At 73.9% G+C, this 23,335-nt stretch carries 20 protein-coding genes and 1 riboswitch; of the genes, 10 read left to right on the forward strand and 10 right to left on the reverse strand.

The features are described from left to right. Positions 1-4 precede the first annotated feature (4 nt). The 9 genes from cobI to ADK41_RS16235 form a co-directional block, all read right to left on the reverse strand. Positions 5-736 (reverse strand): precorrin-2 C(20)-methyltransferase, encoded by a 732-nt coding sequence (cobI, locus tag ADK41_RS16195; RefSeq protein ID WP_030833812.1) that lies wholly within the window; start codon positions 734-736, stop codon positions 5-7. Then, positions 733-2,190 (reverse strand): cobyrinate a,c-diamide synthase, encoded by a 1,458-nt coding sequence (locus ADK41_RS16200; protein WP_030833814.1) that lies wholly within the window; start codon positions 2,188-2,190, stop codon positions 733-735. Before ADK41_RS16200 ends, cobI begins: the two co-directional genes overlap by 4 nt. Then, positions 2,184-2,783, reverse strand: a complete 600-nt coding sequence (cobO, locus tag ADK41_RS16205) for a cob(I)yrinic acid a,c-diamide adenosyltransferase (protein WP_030833817.1) — start codon at positions 2,781-2,783, stop codon at positions 2,184-2,186. The genes ADK41_RS16200 and cobO overlap by 7 nt, the downstream gene beginning before the upstream one ends. Further along, on the reverse strand, positions 2,783-4,792 hold the full coding sequence (locus ADK41_RS16210) for a putative cobaltochelatase (protein WP_030833820.1): 2,010 nt from the start codon (positions 4,790-4,792) through the stop codon (positions 2,783-2,785). The genes cobO and ADK41_RS16210 overlap by 1 nt, the downstream gene beginning before the upstream one ends. A 169-nt stretch (positions 4,793-4,961) precedes the next feature. Further along, positions 4,962-8,612, reverse strand: a complete 3,651-nt coding sequence (gene cobN / locus ADK41_RS16215; RefSeq protein WP_030833823.1) for a cobaltochelatase subunit CobN — start codon at positions 8,610-8,612, stop codon at positions 4,962-4,964. Next, a complete protein-coding gene (locus tag ADK41_RS16220; protein ID WP_030833826.1) occupies positions 8,609-10,120 on the reverse strand; it encodes a cobyric acid synthase in 1,512 nt (503 codons plus the stop codon). Before ADK41_RS16220 ends, cobN begins: the two co-directional genes overlap by 4 nt. Then, positions 10,117-11,058, reverse strand: a complete 942-nt coding sequence (locus ADK41_RS16225; RefSeq protein ID WP_030833829.1) for a cobalamin biosynthesis protein — start codon at positions 11,056-11,058, stop codon at positions 10,117-10,119. The genes ADK41_RS16220 and ADK41_RS16225 overlap by 4 nt, the downstream gene beginning before the upstream one ends. 122 nt (positions 11,059-11,180) lie before the next feature. Beyond that, positions 11,181-11,318, reverse strand: a riboswitch (cobalamin riboswitch). Positions 11,319-11,472: 154 nt separating this feature from the next. Then, complete coding sequence (locus ADK41_RS16230; protein WP_030833831.1) at positions 11,473-11,694, reverse strand: hypothetical protein; 222 nt, start codon at positions 11,692-11,694, stop codon at positions 11,473-11,475. 40 nt (positions 11,695-11,734) lie between these two features. Continuing rightward, the gene (locus ADK41_RS16235) at positions 11,735-13,003 is read right to left on the reverse strand and encodes an inorganic phosphate transporter (RefSeq protein ID WP_030833834.1); all 1,269 of its coding nucleotides are present in this window, start codon (positions 13,001-13,003) and stop codon (positions 11,735-11,737) included. 162 nt (positions 13,004-13,165) lie between these two features. On the opposite strand from ADK41_RS16235, the gene ADK41_RS16240 reads away from it, so the two are divergent. From ADK41_RS16240 to ADK41_RS16265, 6 genes are all read left to right on the forward strand, one after another. Further along, positions 13,166-13,876, forward strand: coding sequence for a class II aldolase/adducin family protein (locus ADK41_RS16240; RefSeq protein ID WP_030833837.1), 711 nt, complete (start codon positions 13,166-13,168; stop codon positions 13,874-13,876). A gap of 223 nt (positions 13,877-14,099) precedes the next feature. Then, positions 14,100-15,227, forward strand: coding sequence for an alpha/beta hydrolase (locus ADK41_RS16245; RefSeq protein ID WP_030833840.1), 1,128 nt, complete (start codon positions 14,100-14,102; stop codon positions 15,225-15,227). 169 nt (positions 15,228-15,396) lie between these two features. Continuing rightward, positions 15,397-16,869 (forward strand): hypothetical protein, encoded by a 1,473-nt coding sequence (locus tag ADK41_RS16250; RefSeq protein ID WP_167353473.1) that lies wholly within the window; start codon positions 15,397-15,399, stop codon positions 16,867-16,869. Positions 16,870-17,257: 388 nt separating this feature from the next. Next, on the forward strand, positions 17,258-18,856 hold the full coding sequence (locus tag ADK41_RS16255; RefSeq protein ID WP_030833845.1) for an ABC-F family ATP-binding cassette domain-containing protein: 1,599 nt from the start codon (positions 17,258-17,260) through the stop codon (positions 18,854-18,856). 355 nt (positions 18,857-19,211) lie between these two features. Continuing rightward, positions 19,212-19,433: a helix-turn-helix domain-containing protein gene (locus ADK41_RS16260; protein WP_029385158.1), complete on the forward strand. Its 222-nt coding sequence runs from the start codon at positions 19,212-19,214 to the stop codon at positions 19,431-19,433. A gap of 106 nt (positions 19,434-19,539) precedes the next feature. Further along, entirely contained in the window at positions 19,540-20,343 is an 804-nt protein-coding gene (locus tag ADK41_RS16265) for an enoyl-CoA hydratase/isomerase family protein (protein WP_030833849.1), read from the forward strand. Positions 20,344-20,800: 457 nt separating this feature from the next. Here the strand turns inward: ADK41_RS16265 and ADK41_RS16275 are convergent, their stop codons facing one another. Further along, positions 20,801-21,556, reverse strand: coding sequence for a hypothetical protein (locus ADK41_RS16275; RefSeq protein WP_030833854.1), 756 nt, complete (start codon positions 21,554-21,556; stop codon positions 20,801-20,803). 86 nt (positions 21,557-21,642) lie between these two features. Between ADK41_RS16275 and ADK41_RS16280 the strand changes: the two genes are divergently transcribed. From ADK41_RS16280 to ADK41_RS16295, 4 genes are read left to right on the forward strand one after another with little or no spacing between them, the layout of a single operon-like run. Then, complete coding sequence (locus tag ADK41_RS16280; protein ID WP_030833857.1) at positions 21,643-22,137, forward strand: Asp23/Gls24 family envelope stress response protein; 495 nt, start codon at positions 21,643-21,645, stop codon at positions 22,135-22,137. A gap of 25 nt (positions 22,138-22,162) precedes the next feature. Beyond that, complete coding sequence (locus ADK41_RS16285; RefSeq protein WP_030833860.1) at positions 22,163-22,345, forward strand: hypothetical protein; 183 nt, start codon at positions 22,163-22,165, stop codon at positions 22,343-22,345. After that, positions 22,342-22,722: a hypothetical protein gene (locus ADK41_RS16290; RefSeq protein WP_030833862.1), complete on the forward strand. Its 381-nt coding sequence runs from the start codon at positions 22,342-22,344 to the stop codon at positions 22,720-22,722. The genes ADK41_RS16285 and ADK41_RS16290 overlap by 4 nt, the downstream gene beginning before the upstream one ends. After that, positions 22,719-23,333: a DUF6286 domain-containing protein gene (locus ADK41_RS16295; protein ID WP_051843481.1), complete on the forward strand. Its 615-nt coding sequence runs from the start codon at positions 22,719-22,721 to the stop codon at positions 23,331-23,333. The genes ADK41_RS16290 and ADK41_RS16295 overlap by 4 nt, the downstream gene beginning before the upstream one ends. Positions 23,334-23,335: the final 2 nt, after the last annotated feature.

The raw sequence follows: 23,335 nt of genomic DNA on the forward strand, positions 1-23,335 counted from the left end.
CGGCTCACAGTTTCCCGCCCCGCCCGCCGTCACGCCGCGGCGGCGCGATGAGCGTCGAGAGGTACGGCAGCGGCGCCCCGTCCAGCTCGGCGGCCGGCCGCACCGACTCCTCCGGCAGCCCCAGCGCCGACCCCCACACCGCGCCCCCGATCCGCCCGGTCTCCCGCAGCGCCTCGGCGACCTCACCGGCCCGCCGCCCGAACTTGTACGCGACGACGGTCCCGGGCCCGGCCAGGGCGTCCTTGAGCACGGCGGCCCCGGCGGTCACCGGCACCAGCGTGAGCGGCTCGGTCCCCTCGGTCAGCACCGCACCCGACCGCGCCGCCAGATCCTGCATGGCGGTGATCCCCGGAACGGTCTCGACGACGGTGTCCGGCACCAGCTCCACGAGGGTCTGGGCCAGATACGTGAACGTCGAGTACACGTTGGGGTCCCCGATGGTCGCGAAGGCGACGGCCCGGTGCTCCCGCAGCAGCCCGGCGACCCGCTCGCCGGCGGCGTCCCAGGCCGCCTCGCGCCGTGCCCGGTCGGTCCGCTCGTTCAGCGCGAACACCACCCGGACGACCTTCCCGGCGGGCACGTAGTGCAGCACGGTCGCCTCGGCCCGCCCGCGCTCACCGGAGTCGAGGACCGGCACCACGACGACGTCGGCGGCCCGCAGCGCGTTGACCCCCTTGACGGTCACCAGCTCCGGATCCCCGGGCCCCACCCCGACCCCGACCAGCCTGCTGCTCATGACGTCCGGCACCTCTCCACGAACCGACGGGCGACACCGGGCTCGGACGCCCAGTGCGTGTGCAGATAGCTCGCGTGCACACCGCGCTGTACGAATCCCTCGACACGCCGCTCGGGCGCCCGCATCCCCCAGGCGGGCTCCTCCCCGGCCCCCGGCTCGACGACGGTCCGGTGGAACTCGTGCCCCCGCATCCGGGTACCGGCGCCGGCCAGCGCACTGTCGCTCACGGCCACGGCGTCCCGGTACCCCAGGGTCAGCCGCTCCGACATACGCGCGGAGGCGTCCAGCACCCCGCACATGGGCAGCCCGTCGAGTTCCCGGCACAGGTACAGCAACCCGGCACACTCGGCCGCGACGGGAGCACCGCTGAGAGCCAACTCCGCGACGGCCTTGCGCAACGCCTCGTTGGCGGACAACTCGGCGGCGTACACCTCGGGGAACCCGCCCCCGACGACCAGCCCGGCCGTCCCCTCGGGCAGCTCCTCGTCCCGCAACGGATCGAAGGTGACGACCTCGGCCCCGGCGGCGGACAGCAGCTCGGCGTGCTCGGCGTACGAGAACGTGAAGGCGCTCCCGCCCGCGACGGCAACCCTTACAGCCCGTCCGGCACCCTCCAGCCCGTCCGGCGTTTGAGGACGAGGCCCGCAGGGCCGATGGGGGTCCGGGGGCGCAGCCCCCGGGGACGGGAAGGGAAGGGGCGGCGGGGGCGAGGAAACCAAGGCCTCACCCGCGTCCCAAGCCGCACCCGTCAGCGCCCCCGCACTCCGCGCGAGCGCGACCAACGCCGACAGATCACACCCGGCAGCCACCTGCGCGGCCATCGCCGAAACGGCCTCGACAGCCACAGAGCCCCGCTCGGCGACAGGCACCAACCCCAGATGCCGAGAAGGCGTCTCCACCTGAGCGGCCCGCCGCAGGACACCGAGCACCGGCACCCCGACGGACTCCAGCGCCTCCCGCAACAGCCCCTCGTGCCGGTCCGAGGCGACCTTGTTCAGGATCACGCCCCCGACCCGCACCTGCGGATCCCAGCTCACGAACCCGTGCACCAGCGCCGCCACCGACCGCGACTGCGACGACGCGTCGACGACGAGCACGACCGGCGCCCGGAGCGACTTCGCCACCTGCGCGGTGGACGCCAGCTCGCCCTCACCGGCCGCCCCGTCGTACAGCCCCATCACGCCCTCGACGACGGCGATGTCGCACCCGCCCGCACCGTGCGCGAACAGCGGAGCGACCAGCTCGGGACCGCACAGGTACGCGTCGAGGTTGCGCCCCGTCCGCCCGGTGGCCAGCGCGTGGTAGCCGGGATCGATGTAGTCGGGCCCCACCTTGTGCGGGGACACGGCGAACCCCCGCGCGGACAGCGCGGCCATCAACCCCGTGGCGACGGTGGTCTTGCCGCTCCCCGACGAGGGCGCGGCGATCACCAACCGCGGGACGGAGCTCACCACTCGATGCCCCTCTGCCCCTTCTGCCCGGCGTCCATGGGGTGCTTGACCTTGGACATGTCGGTCACGAGGTCGGCGACCTCGACCAGCCTCTCCGGCGCGTTCCGCCCCGTGATCACCACGTGCTGCGTCCCCGGCCGCTCCCGCAGCACGGACACCACCTCGTCGGTGTCGACCCACCCCCAGTGCATCGGGTAGGCGAACTCGTCGAGCACGTACAGCTTGTACGTCTCGGCGGCGAGGTCCCGCTTGACCTGTTCCCAGCCCTCCCGGGCCTTCTCCTCGTTGTCCATCTGCGCATCGCGCTGGACCCAGGACCAGCCCTCGCCCATCTTGTGCCAGTCGACGGTCCCGCCCTCGCCGGAGGCGCCGAGCACCCGCAGCGCGTTCTCCTCGCCGACCTTCCACTTCGCCGACTTGACGAACTGGAACACCCCGATCGGCCACCCCTGGTTCCAGGCCCGCAGCGCCAGCCCGAACGCGGCGGTCGACTTGCCCTTGCCGATGCCGGTGTGCACGACGACCAGCGGACGATTGCGCCGCTGACGGGTCGTCAGGCCGTCGTCCGGTACGACACTCGGCTGTCCCTTCGGCACTACGCGGCCCTCCTCGAAGTCCCCTGCACATCCCTGACCAGCCCGGCGATCGAGTCGGCCCGCAGTTCGTCCAGCGTCACGGCACTGCCGCCCAGCTCACCGGCCAGCCGCCCGGCGAGACCCAGCCGCACCGGACCCGACTCGCAGTCCACGACCACCGACGCGACCCCCTCGGCCGCGAACAGCCGCGCCGCACGCGAGGCCAGCGCGACCGGCTCGGCTCCACCGGTCGCCCGCCCGTCCGTCACCACCACCACCAGCGGACGCCGTGCCGGGTCCCGCAGCCGCTCCACCCGCAGCACGTCGTGCGCCTTGAGCAGCCCCGCCGCCAGCGGGGTCCGCCCACCGGTCGGCAGCGACTCCAGCCGGGCCGCCGCCGCGTCCACCGACGACGTGGGCGGCAGCGCGACCTCGGCCGCCGACCCCCGGAAGGTCACCAGGCCCACCTTGTCCCGCCGCTGGTAGGCGTCGAGCAGCAGCGACACCACGGCGCCCTTCACGGCGCCCATCCGCTGCCGCGCCGCCATCGACCCCGAGGCGTCCACGACGAACAGCACGAGATTGGATTCGTGCCCCTCTCGCACCGCTTGCCTGAGGTCGTCCCGTCGGATCACCAGTCCTGGCCCACTGCGCCCGCGCGCCCGCTGGTGCGGTGCCGCGGCCTGGACGGTGGCGGCCAGATGCAACGTGGTCAGCGGGCCGCCGGGCCGCCGCGCGCCCGTCGTCCGCCCGTGCTCGGTGCGCGCCCGCGACCGCCGCCCGGCGGCGCCCTCGCCGATCCCGGGCACGCTCAGCACCTTCGTGCGGAAGGGCTCGGCGGCGCCCACCGGGGACCGCTCACCGGAACCGGCCCCCGCGGACCGCTCGGCCTCCCCGGCGTCCCCGGCCTCGGCCGGCGCCCCCGCGTCACCACCGCCCTGCGGACCCTCCGGGCCTTCCGCGGGCGGCTGCCCGCCACCTCCGTCGGGCCCGTCCGGATCGGTGTCGGGGCCGTCGCCGCCCCCGGACTCCTCCAGCGTCTCGTCGAGCTTGTCCTCGTCGAGGCCCGGCGCGTCGAACGGATTCCGCCTCCGCCGGTGCGGCAGCGCCAGCAGCGCGGCCTGCCGCACGTCCTCGGCGAGCACGTCCGTCCGCCCCGCCCAGGCCGCCAGCGCGGTCGCCGTGCGTGCCATCACGATGTCGGCCCGCATGCCGTCCACCTCGAACGCCGCGCAGGTCGCCGCGATCTGCCGCAGCGCCCCGTCCCCGAGCCGCACCGACGGCAACAGCTTCCGCGCCGCCCCGATCCGCGCCCGTACGGCGGCCTCCTCGCCGGCCCACCGCGTGGCGAAGGCGGCGGGGTCGTCGTCGTACGCCAGCCGCCGCCGGACGACCTCGACCCGCTGGTCGGGTTCGCGCGAGGCGGCCACCTCGACGGTCAGTCCGAACCGGTCGAGGAGCTGCGGCCGCAGTTCGCCCTCCTCCGGATTCATGGTCCCGACGAGCAGGAACCGCGCCGCGTGCCGTACGGAGACGCCCTCGCGCTCGACGTACGAGGCGCCCATGGCGGCGGCGTCCAACAGAACGTCAATGAGGTGGTCGTGCAGCAGGTTGACTTCGTCGACGTAGAGAAGTCCCCGGTTCGCGGTGGCCAGGAGGCCGGGTTCAAACGCTTTGACGCCTTCGGAGAGGGCACGCTCGATGTCCAGTGCCCCGATGAGCCGGTCCTCGGAGGCGCCGACGGGCAGTTCGACCATGCGGGCAGGACGCGACGTGGCAGCGCCCGGCTCGTGGGGGGCGTCGGGACAGGTCGGGTCGGGGGCAGCCGGGTCGCAGGAGAACCGGCACCCGGGTACGACGTCCACCTCCGGCAGCAGCGCCGCCAGAGCGCGCACGGCGGTGCTCTTCGCGGTGCCCTTCTCACCTCGAACGAGAACCCCGCCCACCGCAGGACTCACCGCGTTGAGCAGGAGCGCCAGCCGAAGATCGTCCTGTCCGACGATGGCGGTGAACGGATAAGGCGTGCTCACGCGGCGATCACTCCTTGGTGTGAATCGAACTCGGACGGTGCGAAATCCGCATGCCGTTCCGCCAACGTCGAAGCGTGCTCCCCGCCCGTGCGGGGATGGTCCGCTCCTCCACGAACATCTCGTCGAGCTGTTGCTGTGCTCCCCGCCTGCGCGGGGATACCGAGGGAGATCACGCGTCCCCCTCCAGATCTCCCTCGAGCTCGAGGTAGGTCGCCCGGAGCCGGTCCAGGGTCTCCTGGTCCGGCTCCGCCCACAGCCCGCGGTCCGCCGCCTCCAGCAGCCTTTCCGTGATGCCGCGCAACGCCCAGGGATTGGACTTCCGCATGAACGCCTGGTTCTCGGGCGAGAACACGTACTCGGCCGACAACTTCTCGTACATCCAGTCGTCCACCACCCCTGCCGTGGCGTCGTACCCGAAGAGGTAGTCCACGGTCGCCGCCATCTCGAAGGCGCCCTTGTAGCCGTGGCGCCGCATCGCCGCCATCCAGCGGGGGTTGACCACCCGCGCACGGAAGACCCGGTGCGTCTCCTCGCCCAGCGTCCGGGTCTTCACCTGGTCCGGGACGGCGGAATCCCCGACGTACGCCTCGGGGCTCGCCCCCGTCAGGTGCCGCACCATGGCGACCATGCCGCCGTGATACTGGAAATAGTCATCCGCGTCGTGGATGTCGTGCTCGCGCGTGTCGACGTTCTTCGCCGCCACCGCGATCCGCCGGAACGCCGTCTCCATGTCGCCGCGCGCCGCCCGCCCGTCGAGCCCGCGCCCGTAGGCGTAGCCGCCCCAGACCGCGTACACCTCGGCGAGGTCCGCGTCCGACCGCCAGTTCCGCGCGTCGATCAGCGGCAGCAGACCGGCCCCGTAGGCCCCCGGCTTCGAGCCGAAGATGCGCGCGGTGGCCCGCCGCCGGTCGCCGTGCCCGGCGGTGTCCTCGTCGGCGTGCGCCCGCACGTAGTTGGACCCGGCGGGCTCGTCCAGCTCCGCCACCGCCCGTACCGCGTCGTCGATCAGCCCCACCACGTGCGGGAACGCGTCCCGGAAGAAACCGGAGATGCGCACCGTGACGTCGATGCGCGGCCGGCCCAGCTCCTCCAGGCCGACCACCTCGAACCCGGTCACCCGCCGCGACGCGTCGTCCCACACCGGACGGCAGCCGAGGAGCGCCAGGATCTCGGCGATGTCGTCGCCCTGGGTGCGCATCGCGGAGGTGCCCCACACCGTCAGGCCGACGGACTTCGGGTACGCGCCCGTGTCCTGGAGGTACCGCTGCACCAGGGAGTCCGCGAGGGACTGCCCGACCTCCCAGCTCAGCCGCGAGGGGATCGCCTTGGGGTCGACGGAGTAGAAGTTCCGTCCGGTCGGCAGCACGTTGACCAGCCCGCGCGTGGGCGACCCCGACGGTCCCGCCGGGACGTAACCACCGTCCAGCGCCCGCAGGATGTGCCCGATCTCGTCCGTCGTCCGGGCCAGCCGGGGCACGACCTCCTCGCAGGCGAACCGCAACACGGCCACCGCGTCGGGGAGTTCGGTGCCCAGTACCTCCCGCACCAGCGGGGGGACCGAGCCGGCCGCCCAGCCGCGCTCCTCCATCCCCTCCGCGAACCGCCGGCACAGCCGCTCCAGCAGGTCGATCACGTCGGCGCCGGTACGCGCCGGACCGTCCACCAGGTCGGTCAGCTCCACCGGCGCCTTCACCGGCGCGCCCGGCTCGGCCAGCAGCTCCTTCTCCACCAGCCCGAAGTGCGCGGCCAGCGCGGCCCGCAGGCCCGGCAGCGCGTTCGCCCGCCCGCCCCACACCTGCGAGGCGCGCAGGACCGCGAGGACGAGGTTCACGCGCGGCTCGCCCACCGGGCCGCCGCCGAGGATGTGCAGGCCGTCCCTGATCTGCACGTCCTTGATCTCGCACAGGTAGCCGTCGATGTGCATGACGAACTCGTCGAAGGCGTCGTCGTCCGGCTGGTCGTCCACGTGCAGGTCGTGGTGGAGCTCGGCGGCCTTCACCAGCGTCCAGATCTGCGCGCGCACCGCCGGCGCCTTCGCCGGGTCCAGGTCGGAGACCAGCGCGTACTCGTCGAGCAGCTGCTCCAGCTTGGCCAGATCGCCGTACGTGTCGGCCCGCGCCATCGGCGGCACCAGGTGGTCGACCACCGTGGCGTGCCCGCGCCGCTTGGCCTGGGTGCCCTCGCCGGGGTCGTTGACGATGAACGGGTAGATCAGCGGCAGGTCGCCGAGCACCGCGTCCGGCGCGCACCCGGCGCCCAGCCCCAGTCCCTTGCCCGGCAGCCACTCCATCGTGCCGTGCTTGCCCATGTGCACGATCGCGTCGGCGCCGAAACTGTTCTCCAGCCACCGGTAGGCCGCCATGTAGTGGTGCGACGGCGGCATGTCGGGGTCGTGGTAGATCGCGATCGGGTTCTCCCCGAAGCCGCGCGGCGGCTGGATCATCACCACGACGTTCCCGAACCGCAGGGACGCCAGCACGATGTCGTCCCCGTCGACGTACAGCGACCCCGGCGGCTCGCCCCACGCCTGACGCATCCCCTCCCGCAGCTCCGGGTCCAGCCGCTCGAACCACGCCCGGTAGTCCGCCAGCGGCACCCGCGCGGGCGCGGCGGCCAGCTGCTCCTCGGTCAGCCACTCGACGTCGTGCCCGCCGGCCTCGATGAGCCGGTGGATCAACTCGTCGCCGTTGTCGGGGTAGTCGGTGAGGGAGTACCCGGCGTCCCGCAGCGCGTCCAGCACCCGGACCGCCGACGCGGGCGTGTCCAGGCCGACCGCGTTGCCGACGCGCGAGTGCTTCGTCGGGTACGCGGTGAAGACCAGCGCGAGCCTCTTCCCGGCGTTCGGTTTGTGCCCCAGCCGGGCGTGCCGTACGGCGATCCCGGCCACCCGCGCGGCCCGCTCCGGGTCGGCGACGTACACCGGGACGTCGTCGGGGCCCTGCTCCTTGAAGGAGAACGGGACGGTGATCAGCCGGCCGTCGAACTCGGGGATGGCGACCTGCATCGCCGCGTCCATGGGGGACAGGGCGGCGTCGGACTCCTCCCACGCGGCGCGCGAGGAGGTGAGGCAGAGCCCCTGCAGCACCGGCACGTCCAGGTCGGCGAGCGCCCCGACGTCCCAGGCCTCCTCGTCGCCGCCCGCCGACGCCTGCGAGGCGTGGGTGCCGCCGGCCGCCAGCACGGTGGCGACCAGGGCGTCGGCCTTCGCCAGCAGCCCGTACAGCTCCGGGTCGGCGCCGCGCAGCGAACCGCAGTACACGGGCAGGGCGTTGGCGCCCCGCGCCTCGATGGCGTCGCACAGCGTGTCCACGAAGGCGGTGTTGCCGCTCAGTTCGTGCGCCCGGTAGAACAGCACGCCGACCGTCGGGCGGCCCTGTTCCAGGGCACGCTCGCCGTGGACGCCGTACTGCGGCATCTTCCGCGGCTCCTCGAAGCCCTCGCCGGTCAGCAGCACGGTGTCCGACAGGAACCGGGCCAGTTCGGTGAGGTTGTCCGGGCCGCCCTCGACGAGGTACCGCAGCGCCTCCGCCACCACACCGGCCGGCACCGTCGACTCGGCCATGAGTTCCGCGTCCGGCACCGTCTCCCCGCCGAGCAGCACCGCCGGGATCCCGGACGCCTTCAGCGCCGCGAGCCCGTCCTCCCAGGCGCGCTTGCCGCCCAGCAGCCGTACGACGGCGAGGTCCGCCCCGTCCAGCAGCGCGGGCAGCTCGTCCGCCACGTCCACGCGGGTCGGGTTGCCGATCCGGTAGGGGGCGCCGGAGGCACGGGCCGCCAGCAGGTCCGTGTCGGCGGTCGACAACAACAACACAGTGCTCATGCGGGCGCTCCCGGTGGGATGAAGGGCAGTCCTTGCGGCGCGCCGGACTCGATGAGCCGCCACAGCGCGTCCGTGTCCGCGTGCTGTTCGATCAGATCGCCGAGCCGGTCGAGCTGCTCCTCGCGCAGCGCGGCGAACGAGGTGTCGGGGGCCGGTACGAAGCGGCGGCCCGCGGCGGCGGCCACCTCGCGCAGGAAGGCCCGCCGGAAACCGTCCGACTCCAGCGAGCCGTGCCAGTGCGTGCCCCAGGTCTGTCCGACCCGGCAGCCGTCCAGGAAGGGCGTCCCTCCCAGGACGTCGGCGACCCCGTGATGGATCTCGTACCCCTCGACGGGCTCCCCGAGGGCTTCGCCCGACGGACGCGTGAGGGTCTTCTCCCGTGCGAACCGCACCCGCACGGGCAGGACGCCGAGCCCGTCGACGTGCCCCGCGCGGCTCTCGACCTCGTCCTCGATGTGCTCGCCGAGGAGCTGGAAGCCCCCGCAGATCCCGAGCACGGGCCGCCCCTCGGCCGCCCGCCGGGTCAGCGCGTCCGCCAGCCCGCGCTCCCGCAGCCACTCCAGCGCCCGTACCGTCCCGCGGGTGCCCGGTACGACCACGAGGTCGGCGTCGGCGAGTTCCTCGGGCCGGTCCACGAACCGCACCACGACACCCGGTTCGGCGGCGAGCGCGTCCACGTCGGTGAAGTTGGACATCAGCGGCACCGCGCACACGGCGACCCGCAGCACGTCCTCACCGACCGGCGCGGCCACCGCGGACTCCCGTACGGCGCCGCGCAGCGACACCCTGAGTCCGTCCTCCTCGTCGATGCCGAGCCCGTGGCGGAAGGGCAGCACGCCGTACGTCCGCCGCCCGGTCAGGTCGTGCAGCATGTCGAGGCCCGGTTCCAGCAGCGACACGTCGCCCCGGAACTTGTTCACCAGGAACCCGGCGACCAGTTCCTGGTCCTCGGGGGAGAGCAGCGCGACGGTGCCGAAGAAGGACGCGAAGACGCCGCCCCGGTCGATGTCGCCGACCACGAGGACCGGCAGCCCGGCGTTCCGGGCGATCCCCATGTTCACGATGTCGGTGCGCCGCAGATTGATCTCGGCCGGGCTGCCGGCCCCCTCACAGATCACCGCGTCATACGTGCCCCGCAACCGCTCCAGACAGTCCAGCACCGTGCCCAGCAGCCGCTGCTGCCGCCCGCCGTGGTAGCCGCGCGCGCTCATCTCGCCGACCGGCCTGCCCAGCAGCACCACCTGGCTGGACCGCTCGCCGCCCGGCTTGAGCAGCACCGGGTTCATCAGCGCGGTCGGCTCGAGGCGGCAGGCCTGGGCCTGCATGGCCTGCGCCCGCCCGATCTCGGCGCCCTCCCGTGTCACGAACGAGTTCAGCGACATGTTCTGCGCCTTGAACGGCGCGACCTTCACGCCCTGCCGCACCAGCCACCGGCAGATCCCGGCGGTCACCACGCTCTTGCCGGCGTCCGAGGTGGTCCCGGCGACCAGCAGTCCTCCACCGCTCACGACGCACGTCCCTTCATGACGCTCCGCGCGGCGACGCCGGCCCCGAGCGCGAGCCAGCCGACCCGCCGCGAGAGCCGTACCGCCCGGTCGATGTCGGACACGGCGACGGCACGCCCGCCGCCGCCCAGGACGGGCCGGTGCTCGACCCGCCCGCCGTAGGAGAGGGTCCCGCCGAGCCGTACGCCGAGCGCGCCCGCGAAGGACGCCTCGACGGGCCCGGCGTTGGGGCTCGGGTGCTTCGCCGCGTCCGCGCGCCACGCCCGCACGGCCCCGCGCGGGTCCGGTCCCGCGAGCGCGGCGAGTACGGCGGTCAGTCGCGCCCCCGGCCACCCGGCGACGTCGTCGAGGCGGGCGGAGGCCCAGCCGTAGCGCCGGTAGCGGGGGGACTTGTGGCCGACCATCGCGTCCAGCGTGTTGACGGCCCGGAACCCGAGCAGCCCCGGCACCCCGGCGACGGCGCCCCACACCAGCGCGCCCACCACGGCGTCGGAGGTGTTCTCGGCGACGGACTCGACCACCGCGCGGGCGATCCCGTCGGCGTCCAGGGCCTGCGGGTCCCGGCCGCACAGGTGCGGCAGCCGTGCCCGGGCCGCCTCGACGTCCCCGGCCTCCAGCGCCCGTCCGATGGCGCGGGCCTCCCGGGCCAGCGAGGTCCCGCCGACGACGGCCCAGGTGGCGACACCGGTCAGGGCGGCGGAGGCGGCGGGGGAGGAGCGTACGAGGCGTGCGGCCAGGCTCCCCAGTGCGACGGTCCCGCCGACGCAGACGGCGGTGTGCACCGCGCCCCGGCCCCGGTCGTCCCGCCACAGCACCCGTTCCACGGCAGCCGCGGCCCGCCCGAAGGCGGCGACCGGATGCCCCCGGCGGGGATCGCCGAGCAGCAGGTCGCCGAGGAGGCCGGCGGCGGCGCCGTACGCGAACACGCGATCGGCACCCATGGGGTCAGCCGGTGACGGATCCGGAGGGAGCGGCCCCGAAGCGGGGCGGGGTGTCGCTGATCGACCTCGGCAGGCAGCCGCGCATGGCGTTATGTCCTCACTCAGGGTGTCCACGCCCTGGTTCGACGAGACCGGCGGTGAGAGTTCCTGGCTCCCGGGGTGTTCACCCCGGTGACAGTGGCGGGACCGCGCCGGAATCGCACCGGCTTCCTCTCCTGCCGCCGTAGTGGCTGAGGCAGTCCACCACGGTCCCGGAAGGGCCGTCAACTTGCCGTTGACCTGCGAGGCTGAAGTGTGCTCAGGCCCACAGGGGGGATCCGGCGGGTGAACCCCGGGCGGAGATGCGCACACGCGGGCGGGCGGTGCGGGAGCCGAGGCTCCCGCACCGCCCGCCCGGACGGGTGTGGCCCGTGATCAGGCCATGATCAGGTAGATGCCGTACCCCACCGCCGCCGCGCACGCCGCGAAGCTGGCGTAGGCGCCGGTGACCGCCAGGGCCGCGGACCGGCCCTGGGCGGCGGCCCGCTCGCGGTGGGACAGGCCGTTGATGCCGAGGGTGAACAGGCCCACCAGGACCACGGTGACCACGAGGCTGACGCCGAAGACGGAACCGAGGGCCGCCCAGTCGATCTTCATGGTGCTCTTCTTCCTTCGTACCGGGTCTGCCGGGTCGCGGTCAGACGGTGGTCGCGGCCGGCGGGGCCGCGGGGGCCGCCGGGTCGGCGGGGGCCGTCACCGGCGCCGGGATGGTGGCCGAGAGGTCGTCGGTCACGGTGCCCGCCGGGGGCGGCGTCACCGCGGCCATCGCCTGCGTCACCACGCCGGACGGCTCCGCCTCCGGTGCCTCGTGGTCGTTGACGTTGGTGTGGTCGATGACCTCGCGCCGGGAGATCTTCCAGATCGCCGCGCTGGAGGCGATCAGGAAGACGGCCACGAGGGCGGTGCCCCAGTCGCCGAAGCCGCAGACCCACTCGGCGAGCGCCGCGACCAGGGCCGCCGCCGGCAGCGTCAGGCCCCAGGCGACGAACATCCGGGTGGCGGTCGACCAGCGGACGACACCGCCCTTGCGGCCCAGGCCCGCGCCCATCACGGAACCGGAAACGGAATGCGTGGTGGAGAGGGAGAAGCCGAGGTGCGAGGAGGCCAGGATGACCGTCGCGGCACTGGTCTGGGCGGCGAAGCCCTGCTGCGGCTGGAGGTCGGTCAGGCCCTTGCCCATGGTGCGGATGATGCGCCAGCCGCCGAGGTAGGTGCCGAGCGCGATGGCGATGCCCGCGGAGAGGATGACCCACATCGGCGGGTCGGAGTCGGGGGCGACGGCGCCGCCCGCGACCAGGGCGAGGGTGATGATGCCCATCGTCTTCTGGGCGTCGTTGGTGCCGTGGGCCAGGGAGACCAGGCCGGCGGAGGCGATCTGTCCGGCGCGGTAGCCCTTCTCGGAGGCCCTGCCGTCGGCCTTCCTGCCCAGGCGGTAGGTCAGCCGGGTCGCGAACATCGCGGCGATTCCGGCCACCAGCGGGGCGGCGATCGCGGGGATCAGGACCTTGGTGACCAGTACGTCGCCGTGCACCGCGCCGAGGCCGGCGGAGGCGACGGTGGCGCCGATCAGACCGCCCATGAGGGCGTGCGAGGAGCTGGACGGCAGACCGACCAGCCAGGTCAGGAGGTTCCAGAGGATCGCGCCGACCAACGCGGCGAAGATGACCTCGGGACGGATGCCGGACTCGTCGACGAGTCCTTTGGAGATCGTGTTGGCGACCTCCACCGAGAGGAAGGCGCCCACAAGGTTCAGCACGGCGGACATGGCCACCGCGACCTTGGGTTTGAGAGCACCGGTCGAAATGGTCGTTGCCATCGCGTTCGCGGTGTCGTGGAAACCGTTCGTGAAATCGAACGCGAGTGCGGTTACCACCACAATCGCGAGGATCAGCGAGAAGCTTTCCATTTACCCAGGCAATCGTTCGAGGTCATTGACTGGTCGAATGTAGGTAACCAGGGTGAACGGAAGATGAACTGGAACGGGCATCGTGGTGACCGTAAGAGGGGGTGGCCGCTCCGCCGGATGGCGGTGCCGCGGTGACGGGAGGCCGCCTGGCAGGATCACGGCATGACTGAGCGGCGAGGGGACGTGCGGGAAGCGGGGGACGCCCGGGACGTGGGCGAGGAGGAGGCGCGCGCCTGGGCGGAACTCGTCGGGACCGCGCGCCGGACCGTCGCCGACGGACTCGTCGTCGGCACCTCCGGCAACGTCTCGGTGCGGGTCGGCGAGACCGTCCTGGTCACGCCGTCGGGAGTGCCGTACGACCGGCTGACGCCGGACGACGTGACGGGCGTCGACCTCACCGGCCGGCAGGTCCTCGGCTCGCTCGTCCCCACCAGCGAGCTGCCCATGCATCTCGCGGTGTACCGCACGACCGGCGCGCGCGCCGTCGTGCACACGCACGCCGTGCACGCGACGGCCGTCTCCACGCTCGTCGAGGAGCTGCCGCTGATCCACTACATGGCGGCGGCGCTCGGCGGGCCCGTCCGGGTCGCCCGCTACGCGACGTACGGCACGGACGAACTGGCCGAGAACATGCTCCGCGCCCTCGACGGCCGCACCGGCTGCCTGCTGCAGAACCACGGCACCGTCACCCACGGCGCGACCCTCGCCCAGGCCTACGACCGCACGGCCCAGCTGGAATGGATGTGCAGCCTCTGGCTGACCGCTTCCTCCGTCCCGGGTCTGTCCCCGCACCTGCTGACCCCACAGCAGGTGACGGAGGTGGGGGAGCGGCTGCGGGGGTACGGACAGCGATCCGGCCCGTCCGGCGTCTGAGGACGAGGCCCGCAGGGCCGGCGGGGGTCCGTAGGCGAAGCCCCCGGGGACGGGGCGGCGCGGAACGGAACGGGAAGGGGCGGCGGGGGCGGAACAACCCGCCCCGAGCCCTCCGCCGGCGCGTCCGCCTCCCGCGTCCGGACGGACATGCCGACCGACCGGCCGGCCGCGCGGTGCCCGCCCCCGCTGGCCGGGTACACGTTCCGACATGACACTGGAGAACGTGCGCACTGTCAGAGCGACGGCCGCTGCCGTCACCGCCGTGATAGGCGCCGGCGCCGCCGCGGTGGCCGTCGGCCGGTACGCCAGCGACGCCGCGCTCAGGACGCCCCCGGGCGGCCCCCTGCCCACCGACCCCGGGCTCACCGTCCACTCCACCGCCGCCGGCCAGGTGGCCCTCACCAGGGACTTCGCCACACTGCGGCCCGGACGCCACGGCCTCACCGGTGACGACTTCCACGCGGTCGTCGGCCCCGTGCTGCCCGGCGTCCCGGACTCCGCCGACACCGTCGTGCGCCGCCTCGAACGCGTCACGTACGGCACCCCGGAACCCGGCGACCGCGCCCGGCTCACCCCGAACCTGTACGTCGGCGACCCGGGCGGCGCCCTCGGCCTGGACCACACCGACCTCGAGCTCCCCGGCGAACTCGGCCCCCTGCCCGCGTGGTTCGTGCCGGGCGCCCGGGACACCTGGGTGATCGCCGTCCACGGCCTCGGCACCACCCGGGAACACACCATGAACCTCATGGAGTTCCTGCACCGCCACCGCTTCCCGGTGCTCGCCCCCGCCTACCGGGGCGACCCCGGCGCGCCGCGCTCCCCGGACGGCCTCAACCACCTCGGCGAGACCGAGTGGCGCGATCTCGACGCCGCGCTCCACCACGCCGTGGACTCCGGCGCCCGGCAGGTCGTCCTGTACGGCTGGTCCACCGGCGCGACCATGGCGCTGCGCACCGCCGCCCGCTCCGAGGTGCGCGCCCGCGTCGCCGGCCTCGTCCTCGACTCCCCGGTGCTGAGCTGGGAGGCGACCCTGCGCGCCCTCGCCACGGCCCGGCACACCCCGGGCGTGCTGCTGCCGCTCGCGGTCCGCGCCGCCCAGGGACGCACGGGCCTGTACGGCGACCGCAGGCCCGGCGCCGTCCACCTGGACCGGATCGCGGTCCCCACGCAGATCTTCCACGGCCCCGACGACACGGTGGCGCCCTGGCGGTTCTCCCGCCGCCTCGCCGCCGACCACCCGAACACCATCACCCTGCACACCGTCAGGGGCGCCTCCCACGGCGCGATGTGGAACGCCGACCCACAGACCTACGAAGAGGCGCTGCGGCGCTTCCTCACCCCCCTGATGTGACCGCGCGGAGGGAGCGCCGGACAGCCGGTGCCGAGGATTCCGTTCATGGCCGTACCAGTGGCCTGAATCCCTTCCTCCGGCCGTGTCCGGAGCCGGGGCGCGAGCCGTCCCGGAGCCCCTGTCGGCATTCCGTTTGGGTTTTCGGACCGTCACCAGGAAGACTGCACTCGTGACGTCCCGTATCCCGCGCGACTCCAGGCTCCGACTCGTCCGCCCGCGCCCCCTGGCCGCCGCCCCCACAGCGGTGAACCAGCGGCGCTCGCGCCGCCCCGCGCCACGTCCCCCGGAGGGCACGCCGGCCCCGGCGGAGCTGGCCAGAATGGCGCGCTCCGTCCTGGCCGCCGCGGCCCGCGTCGCCCGCTGGGCCGACGCCGCCCTCGGCCCCGGCGGGGACAGCGCCACCGCCGACGGCAAGGCCACCCTCTCCGGCGCGACCGCCGAACGGGCGGCCCGCGCTCTGGGCCTGACCCCCGCTCAGGTCCGCGCCGACTGGGACACCGCCCGCCTGGCCGGTCTCATCGAGGTGCACGGCGACAGCGCCCGCCCGGGCTGGCGGCTGCGCGCCTGGGACCGCGACGACAGCGCCGTGCTGCGCGGCTGGGTCGCCCTCTGCGACGCCTGGTCGCTCGCCCACCCGGAACCCGAGGAGTACGAGGCCGCCGCCGTCGCCGAGGTCGTCACGGCGATGCCGCAGGTCCTCTCCTTCCTCCAGCTCTCCGCCGGCCCGGTCCCCGTGCCCCAGCTCCTCGACCTCCTCCAGCAGCGGGTGACCGAACTCCGCACGGAGCGCTGCGAGGTCGACTACGTCCCGCAGTCCGACCCCGCCCAGCCCGGCACGCACGGGTCCGGGCTCCCCCGGGAGCTCAGACCCAAGGTGCCGCTCCAGCGGCCCCGGCCGGCGAGCGCCGTGCCCGCCGCCGACGCCCCGCTCGAGCCGCTGCTCGACTGGGCGCTGTGCGCCCTCGCCTCCGTCGGCGCCCTCACCTACGGCGACGGGCAGGCCACGCTCACCCCGCTCGGCAGCTGGGCGGTGTGGGTCAAGCTGGAGCAGATCTGCGTCGCCGCGCAGAGCCCCGCCGGGAACATCGAGCAGGGCGCCGAGGACATGCTGCGCGGCTGCGCCCAGCTGCGTCCCAACGCGGCCCGCGACGAGTACCGCGCCTGGCTCGCCGCCCGGCCGGTCGGCAGCGCCGTCACGGAGCTGATCGACGCCGCCCGGGGTGAGGACGCCCTGCTGCGCGGCCTCGCCTTCGAGGCGCTGCGGGTGGTCGGCGCCCCCGCCGAGCCCGAGGTCCGCACCGTGCTCGACGAGCCGACGCTGCGGCCGTACGCCCTGCTGTGGCTCGCCGAGCACGACGGCGCCGACCCCGAGGACGCCCACGAGGTCCTCACCCGCGAGGAGGCCACCTGGCTGTGGGTGGACACCGCGGCCGCCGTCGCCGACCACGGCGAGGCCCCGCTGCTGGTCCGCCATCTGGAGTCCGCGGTCCAGCCGACCGTCCCCGCCCTGCTCACCGAGGTACGCGCCGTCGGCCATCCGCGCACCGTCCAGGTCCTGGTCGCCCTGGCCGCCGCCCACCCCGACCCGGCCCTCGCCAAGGCGGTCCGCCGGGCCGCCTTCCAGGTGCACACCGGCGGCTGACCGGGCTCCGGGCTCCGGGCTCCGGGTTCGGGGTTCCGGGTCCCCGCCCCGGGCGGGTGCGCGCCGAAGCCCCGGATGCCGCGGTCCGGTCCACCGCCCGCCGTCGGCGCGCGTCGGCGCCGTCCACGACGACGTGCGCCCCGGCCGGACCCGCGTCGGCCCGGCGTGCGCCACCGTGCCGTCCCCGCCCCCGCGCACCGACGGCTCCGTGAGGCCAAAAGCCCCCGTGAGCCGCCCGGCCCGGCGCCGGCCGGGCACACCCGCGCCCAGGAAAAGTGGTTGCACGGCCCCGTTAGAATGGCTCGCATGGCCATTCTCCTCGCGCATTAGACGGCGGGAACGTCCTCAGCCGCCCACCGCCACCCCACACCCGCCCAGGAGTCTGTCCGTGATCTCCGCCTCCGGCATCGAGCTGCGCGCCGGTGCCCGCGTGCTCATCGAAAGCGCCACCTTCCGCATCGCCAAGGGCGACCGCATCGGCCTCGTCGGCCGCAACGGCGCCGGCAAGACCACCCTCACCAAGGTCCTCGCCGGCCAGGGCATCCCCGCCGGCGGCACCGTCACCCGCTCCGGCGAGGTCGGCTACCTGCCCCAGGACCCCCGTACCGGCGACCTCGACGTCCTCGCCCGCGACCGCATCCTCTCCGCCCGCGGCCTCGACGCGCTGATCCGCAAGATGCGCGAGAACGAGCAGCGCATCGCAGGCGGCCAGGGCGCCACCCGCGAGAAGGCGCTCAAGCAGTACGAGCGCCAGGAGACCGAGTTCCTCACCAAGGGCGGGTACGCCGCCGAGGCCGAGGCCGCCACCATCGCCGCCGCGCTGAACCTGCCCGACCGCGTGCTCGGCCAGCCCCTGCACACCCTCTCCGGCGGTCAGCGCCGTCGCGTCGAGCTCGCCAGGATCCTGTTCTCCGACGCGGACACCCTGCTCCTGGACGAGCCGACCAACCACCTCGACGCCGACTCCATCGCCTGGCTGCGCGACTACCTCAAGACCTACCGCGGCGGCTTCATCGTGATCTCCCACGACGTCGACCTGGTCGAGACGGTCGTCAACAAGGTGTTCTACCTGGACGCCAACCGTGCCGCCATCGACGTCTACAACATGGGCTGGAGGCTCTACCAGCAGCAGCGCGAGGCGGACGAGAAGCGCCGCAGGCGCGAGCGGCAGAACGCCGAGAAGAAGGCGTCCGCGCTGCACGCGCAGGCCGACAAGATGCGCGCCAAGGCCACCAAGACCGTCGCCGCGCAGAACATGGCCCGCCGGGCGGACAAGCTGCTGGCCGGCCTGGAGGCCGAGCGGAAGTCCGACAAGGTCGCCAAGCTGCGCTTCCCCGAGCCGTCCCCGTGCGGCAAGACCCCGCTGATGGCGGAGGGACTGTCGAAGTCCTACGGCTCGCTGGAGATCTTCACCGACGTCGACCTGGCCATCGACAAGGGCTCCCGCGTCGTCATCCTCGGCCTCAACGGCGCGGGCAAGACCACCCTGCTCCGCCTCCTCGGCGGCGTCGAGAAGCCCGACACCGGCCGGGTCGTCGAGGGCCACGGCCTCAAGCTCGGCTACTACGCGCAGGAGCACGAGACCCTCGACCCGGAACGCACGGTCCTGGAGAACATGCGCTCCGCCGCCCCCGACCTCGACCTCGTCGAGGTCCGCAAGACGCTCGGCTCGTTCCTGTTCTCCGGCGACGACGTCGACAAGCCGGCCGGCGTCCTCTCCGGCGGCGAGAAGACCCGTCTCGCGCTCGCGACCCTCGTGGTCTCCTCGGCCAACGTGCTGCTCCTCGACGAGCCGACCAACAACCTCGACCCGGCCAGCCGCGAGGAGATCCTCGGGGCGCTGCGCACGTACAAGGGCGCGGTCGTCCTCGTCACACACGACGAGGGCGCCGTCGAGGCGCTCCAGCCGGAGCGGATCATCCTGCTGCCCGACGGCGTCGAGGACCTGTGGGGCGCCGACTACGCGGACCTGGTCGCCCTCGCCTGAGAGACGTCGACCGGGGTTGATCGAAGAGGTGATCCACCGCGTATGGATCATTCGGCCCATCGGTGATCCATCATTCGTGTGAGATCTCCTCATCCCGAGGTGTGTCCTACACGGATTTCGCGGCCGAGCCCTCGATGAACCGGGGCTCGGCCGTCGCGCCTTTCTGACCTGGCACTTCACGGAAGAACCGGTGCGGAGGCACTGTCCGCACCCTGCGGAATATTTGATTCCGCATGTGGGGACGCGCTCCCGTCGTCACCACCTTGTCTCATCGACCTTGCCGAATGGGTGGCCATGAGGGCCGGGAGGGGTGATCATGAGGAGACCAGAGCGCACTTCCCATGAGGAGGCACGGGTGGCCGAGACTCTGAAGAAGGGCAGCCGGGTGACCGGCGCCGCGCGCGACAAGCTCGCGGCAGACCTGAAGAAGAAGTACGACGCCGGTGCGAGCATCCGGGCGCTGGCCGAGGAGACCGGCCGCTCGTATGGCTTCGTGCACCGCATGCTCAGCGAATCGGGTGTCACGCTGCGAGGGCGTGGCGGGGCGACACGGGGCAAAAAGGCCCCTTCGGCCTGATCCCGGGCGCCCCGAGAACCCGATGGTGGCCACCCGGCCGGCCGACTGACCGGTCGGGTGGTTACTGTGCAGTCACTTGGATGACCGCACCCATCGGAGGCGCCCCATGGCTTCGTCCGCCCAGGACCTCGGTCCGGTACTCGACAAGGACGGTGTACGGCTCACCGTCGACGACGCGATCGCCACGGTGACGCTGACCAACCCGGCCAAGCGCAACGCGCAGAGCCCCGCTCTGTGGCGGGCGCTGACCGAGGCGGGCCGGCTGCTGCCCGGCTCCGTCCGGGTCGTGGTGCTGCGCGGGGAGGGCAAGTCCTTCTCCGCCGGGCTCGACCGGCAGATGTTCACGCCCGAGGGAATCGAGGGCGAGCCGTCGTTCATCGACCTGGCGCGTCGCGACGACGCCACGCTGGACGCGACCATCGCCGAGTACCAGGAGGCGTTCACCTGGTGGCGGCGCAGCGACATCGTGTCCATCGCGGCTGTCCAGGGACATGCCATCGGGGCCGGGTTCCAATTGGCCCTCGCCTGTGACCTGCGTGTCGTCGCGGACGACGTGCGGTTCGCCATGCGCGAGACCAGCCTCGGCCTCGTCCCCGACCTGACCGGCACGCACCCGCTGGTCGGTCTCGTCGGATACGCCCGCGCGCTGGAGATCTGCGCGACCGGGCGCTTCGTCACGGCCGAGGAGTCCGTGAACACCGGCCTGGCCAACCTCGCCGTGCCCGCGGCCGACCTGGACGCGGCGGTCCAGGACCTCGCCGCGGCCCTGCTGGCCGCCCCCCGCGACGCCGTCATCGAGACCAAGTCCCTGCTCCGCGGCGCCCAGAACCGCACCTACGACGAACAGCGCACCGCCGAACGAGCCTCCCAGTCCCGCCGCCTACGCGACCTGGCCGGCCTGAGCGAATAACCCCGCCCCCACACCCAACGCCCCCACCACGCCGTCCCCCGCGGGCGGCGCCCCCACCGCGCCGTCCTCCGCGGGCGGCGTCCCCACCGCGCCGTCCTCCGCGGGCGGCGTCCCCACCGCGCCGTCCTCCGCGGGCGGTGTCCCCACCGCGCCGTCCTCCGCGGGCGGTGTCCCCACCGCGCCGTCCTCCGCGGGCGGTGTCCCCACCGCCCCGTCCCCACAGCCAACGCCCCCACCACGCCGTTCCCGCGGGCGGCGTCCCTGCCGCCCCGTCCCCGCGGGCAGTCGTGCCTCCCCCAGTGCCTCAAGGGCCTGGGAGGTACCCCCAGGGCGGCACGGGTGGGCGCGACGGCACCCCGTAAGCGCCGGGCTGCGCGAACATCCCACCCCCAGCGGACCGCCCCGGCACGTCCACGAACACCGCCCGGTGAAAGAGCCCCACCGGCCGAGGGCCCGGTCAGTCGGCCGCTGTGATCAGCACAGCCACCGTAGGCCGCCCACCCGCCAGAGCGGACGCCACCGCCGAACGAACCCCCCGGGCCACGTCCAGAGCACAGGCGTCCGCCTCCACCGCGAGGTCCACGCGCACGTGGCGGCGGGGCAGGGCGCCCCCACCCGGCTGCTCGGTCAGATGCACGGACCGCCCCAGCGTGCCCGTCAGCCGACTCACCCCCGCCACCGCGAGCGCCGCCGCAGCGACACGATCCGCCTCGGAGTCACCGCCGTCCGGCGACGGCGCGGACACCGCCTCCGTCTCCGCCTCCTCCTCCGCCGCCGGCTCCACGACAGGCGCAGACACAGGCACGGACTCCGCGTCCAGCAACTCCGTCACCCGCAGATCCACCGACGTGACGGCCAACCCGACCCGCTCCACCACCGCTTCCGCCAGCACCGCGCGCAGACGCGCCGCCGTCACCGGCACCGGCCGCGCCGCCGTGGCCGCGAACCCGACGGTCAGCCGCAACGGCCCCGGCGGCAGCGCGCTCGGCGGAGGCGGTACCACCGGCTCGTCCGTCGCCCCCTCCGGATCGGCGAGCCCGATCCGCACCCCGTCCAGGCGTACGCCCGGCGCGTCCCGCGCCGCCGCGCGCCGTAGCACCGTCTCCACCGCCTGCTCCGCGATCCACGCCCCCTCGCGCGCTCCTCCCAGGGGCAGGATCCTCCCCAGCCCGACCTGCTGCCGCACCGCCCGCATCCACCGGTCCGCCGTCATTCCTCCAGCCTGACGCATCTCCGGCGCAATACCGGGCAAACGCGCATACCGTGGTCGAAAGAGGATGAGAGAAGGGATGCGCGGAGATGACCGATATGACCGAAGGGGGCTCGGTGCGGGCCCCCGGCCAGGAGAAGGACCTTTCGGAGACCACCCCCCGCAAGGACCCGGGAACGCGGCGCGGCGGCGGCGACCCCGCGACCCGTGGCCGTACCACCATCGCGGACGGCGTCGTGGAGAAGGTCGCGGGGATGGCCGCGCGGGACGTGTTCGGCGTGCACGCCATGGGCGGCGGTCTGGCACGGACCTTCGGCGCCGTGCGCGACCGGGTGCCCGGCGGCTCGAAGGCGGCGACGCGCGGCGTGAAGGCCGAGGTCGGCGAGGTGCAGACCGCACTCGACCTGGAGATCGTCATCGATTACGGCGTGTCCATCACCGACGTCGCCAAGGACGTGCGGGAGAACGTCATCGCGGCGGTCGAGCGGATGACCGGACTGGAGGTGGTCGAGGTCAACATCGCGGTGAGCGACGTGAAGCTGCCCGAGGAGGAGGACGAGGAACCGGAGACCCGCCTCCAGTGAGGCCCGGTGAGCGGAGGAGCACACCATGAACGCAGCCGTGGTCGGCATGATCGCCGGCATGGCGTTGGGGTTCGCCGGATACTTCGGCGGGTTCGGGGCTTTTCTGCTGGTGGCAGCCCTGGGCGCCGTCGGCTTCGTCGTCGGGCGGTTCCTCGAGGGGGACCTGGAACTCGGCGATCTCTTCCGTTCCCGTGACAAGCGGCGGTGACGGCGGTGAGCACGGTCACCGAGCCCGGCCGGGGCCCGGCCGCCGTCGCGCCGGGTGAGCGCGGGGCGACCAGGATCGCCGACCGGGTGGTCGCGAAGATCGCCTCGCAGGCGGCCCGCGAGGTGGTCGGCCCCCTGCCGCCGGGCGCCGCTCCGCCGCACGCCACCGTGGTGGTGCGCCAGGAGGCCGCCCGGGTCCGCGTGTACGTCGAACTCGACTACCCCGGCGACCTCGGCGGCCGGTGCGCGCGGGTGCGGCGCCAGGTGGTCGACCGGGTGCGCGCCCTGGCGGGGATGCACGTACCGGAGGTCGCCGTCCTGGTCGAACGGCTGCACCCGACCGCCGCGCCGGAAGCGGCCCGGGGGAGCACGGGATGAGCGACTCCGAGAGCACGGCCCCGGAGGAGGACCCGCCACCCCCACAGGGGCCCGGCGGCTTCGGCGGGCGACGGCGCTTCTGGTCGGCCCGCCGGGTCCCCGCGGGCCTGGTCGCGCTGCTGACCCTGGTGGTCGCGGGCGCGTTCCTGTACGACGTCGCCGCCGTGCGGGCCCACCGCTCCGCGCTGGGCTGGCGCCGGGAACTGGCCCGGCAACTCGCCGAGCGGCCCCTGGACGACATCTGGGTGCTGACCGGCGCCGGTGTCGCCACCGTCCTCGGGCTCTGGCTGCTGCTGCTCGCCCTGACACCCGGCCTGCGCGCCCTGCTCCCGATGCGCCCCACGGATCCCCACGTCCGCGCGGGACTGCACCGGGACGCCGCCGCCATGGTGCTGCGGGACCGGGCCCTGGAGGTGTCCGGCGTGCGGTCGGCGCGGGTCAGGGTGAAACGACGCCGCGCGGACGTCCGCGCGGTGTCGCACTTCCGTGAACCGGACGACGTACGGGCCGACTTGGCCGCGGTGCTCGACGACGCCGTGCGGGGGCTGGGCCTGGCCCGGCCGCCCTCGCTGTCGCTGCGCGTACGGCGGCCCGGCCGGAAGGGGAGGTAGAG

The organism is Streptomyces caelestis, assembly GCF_001279005.1.
Classification (GTDB): domain Bacteria; phylum Actinomycetota; class Actinomycetes; order Streptomycetales; family Streptomycetaceae; genus Streptomyces; species Streptomyces heliomycini.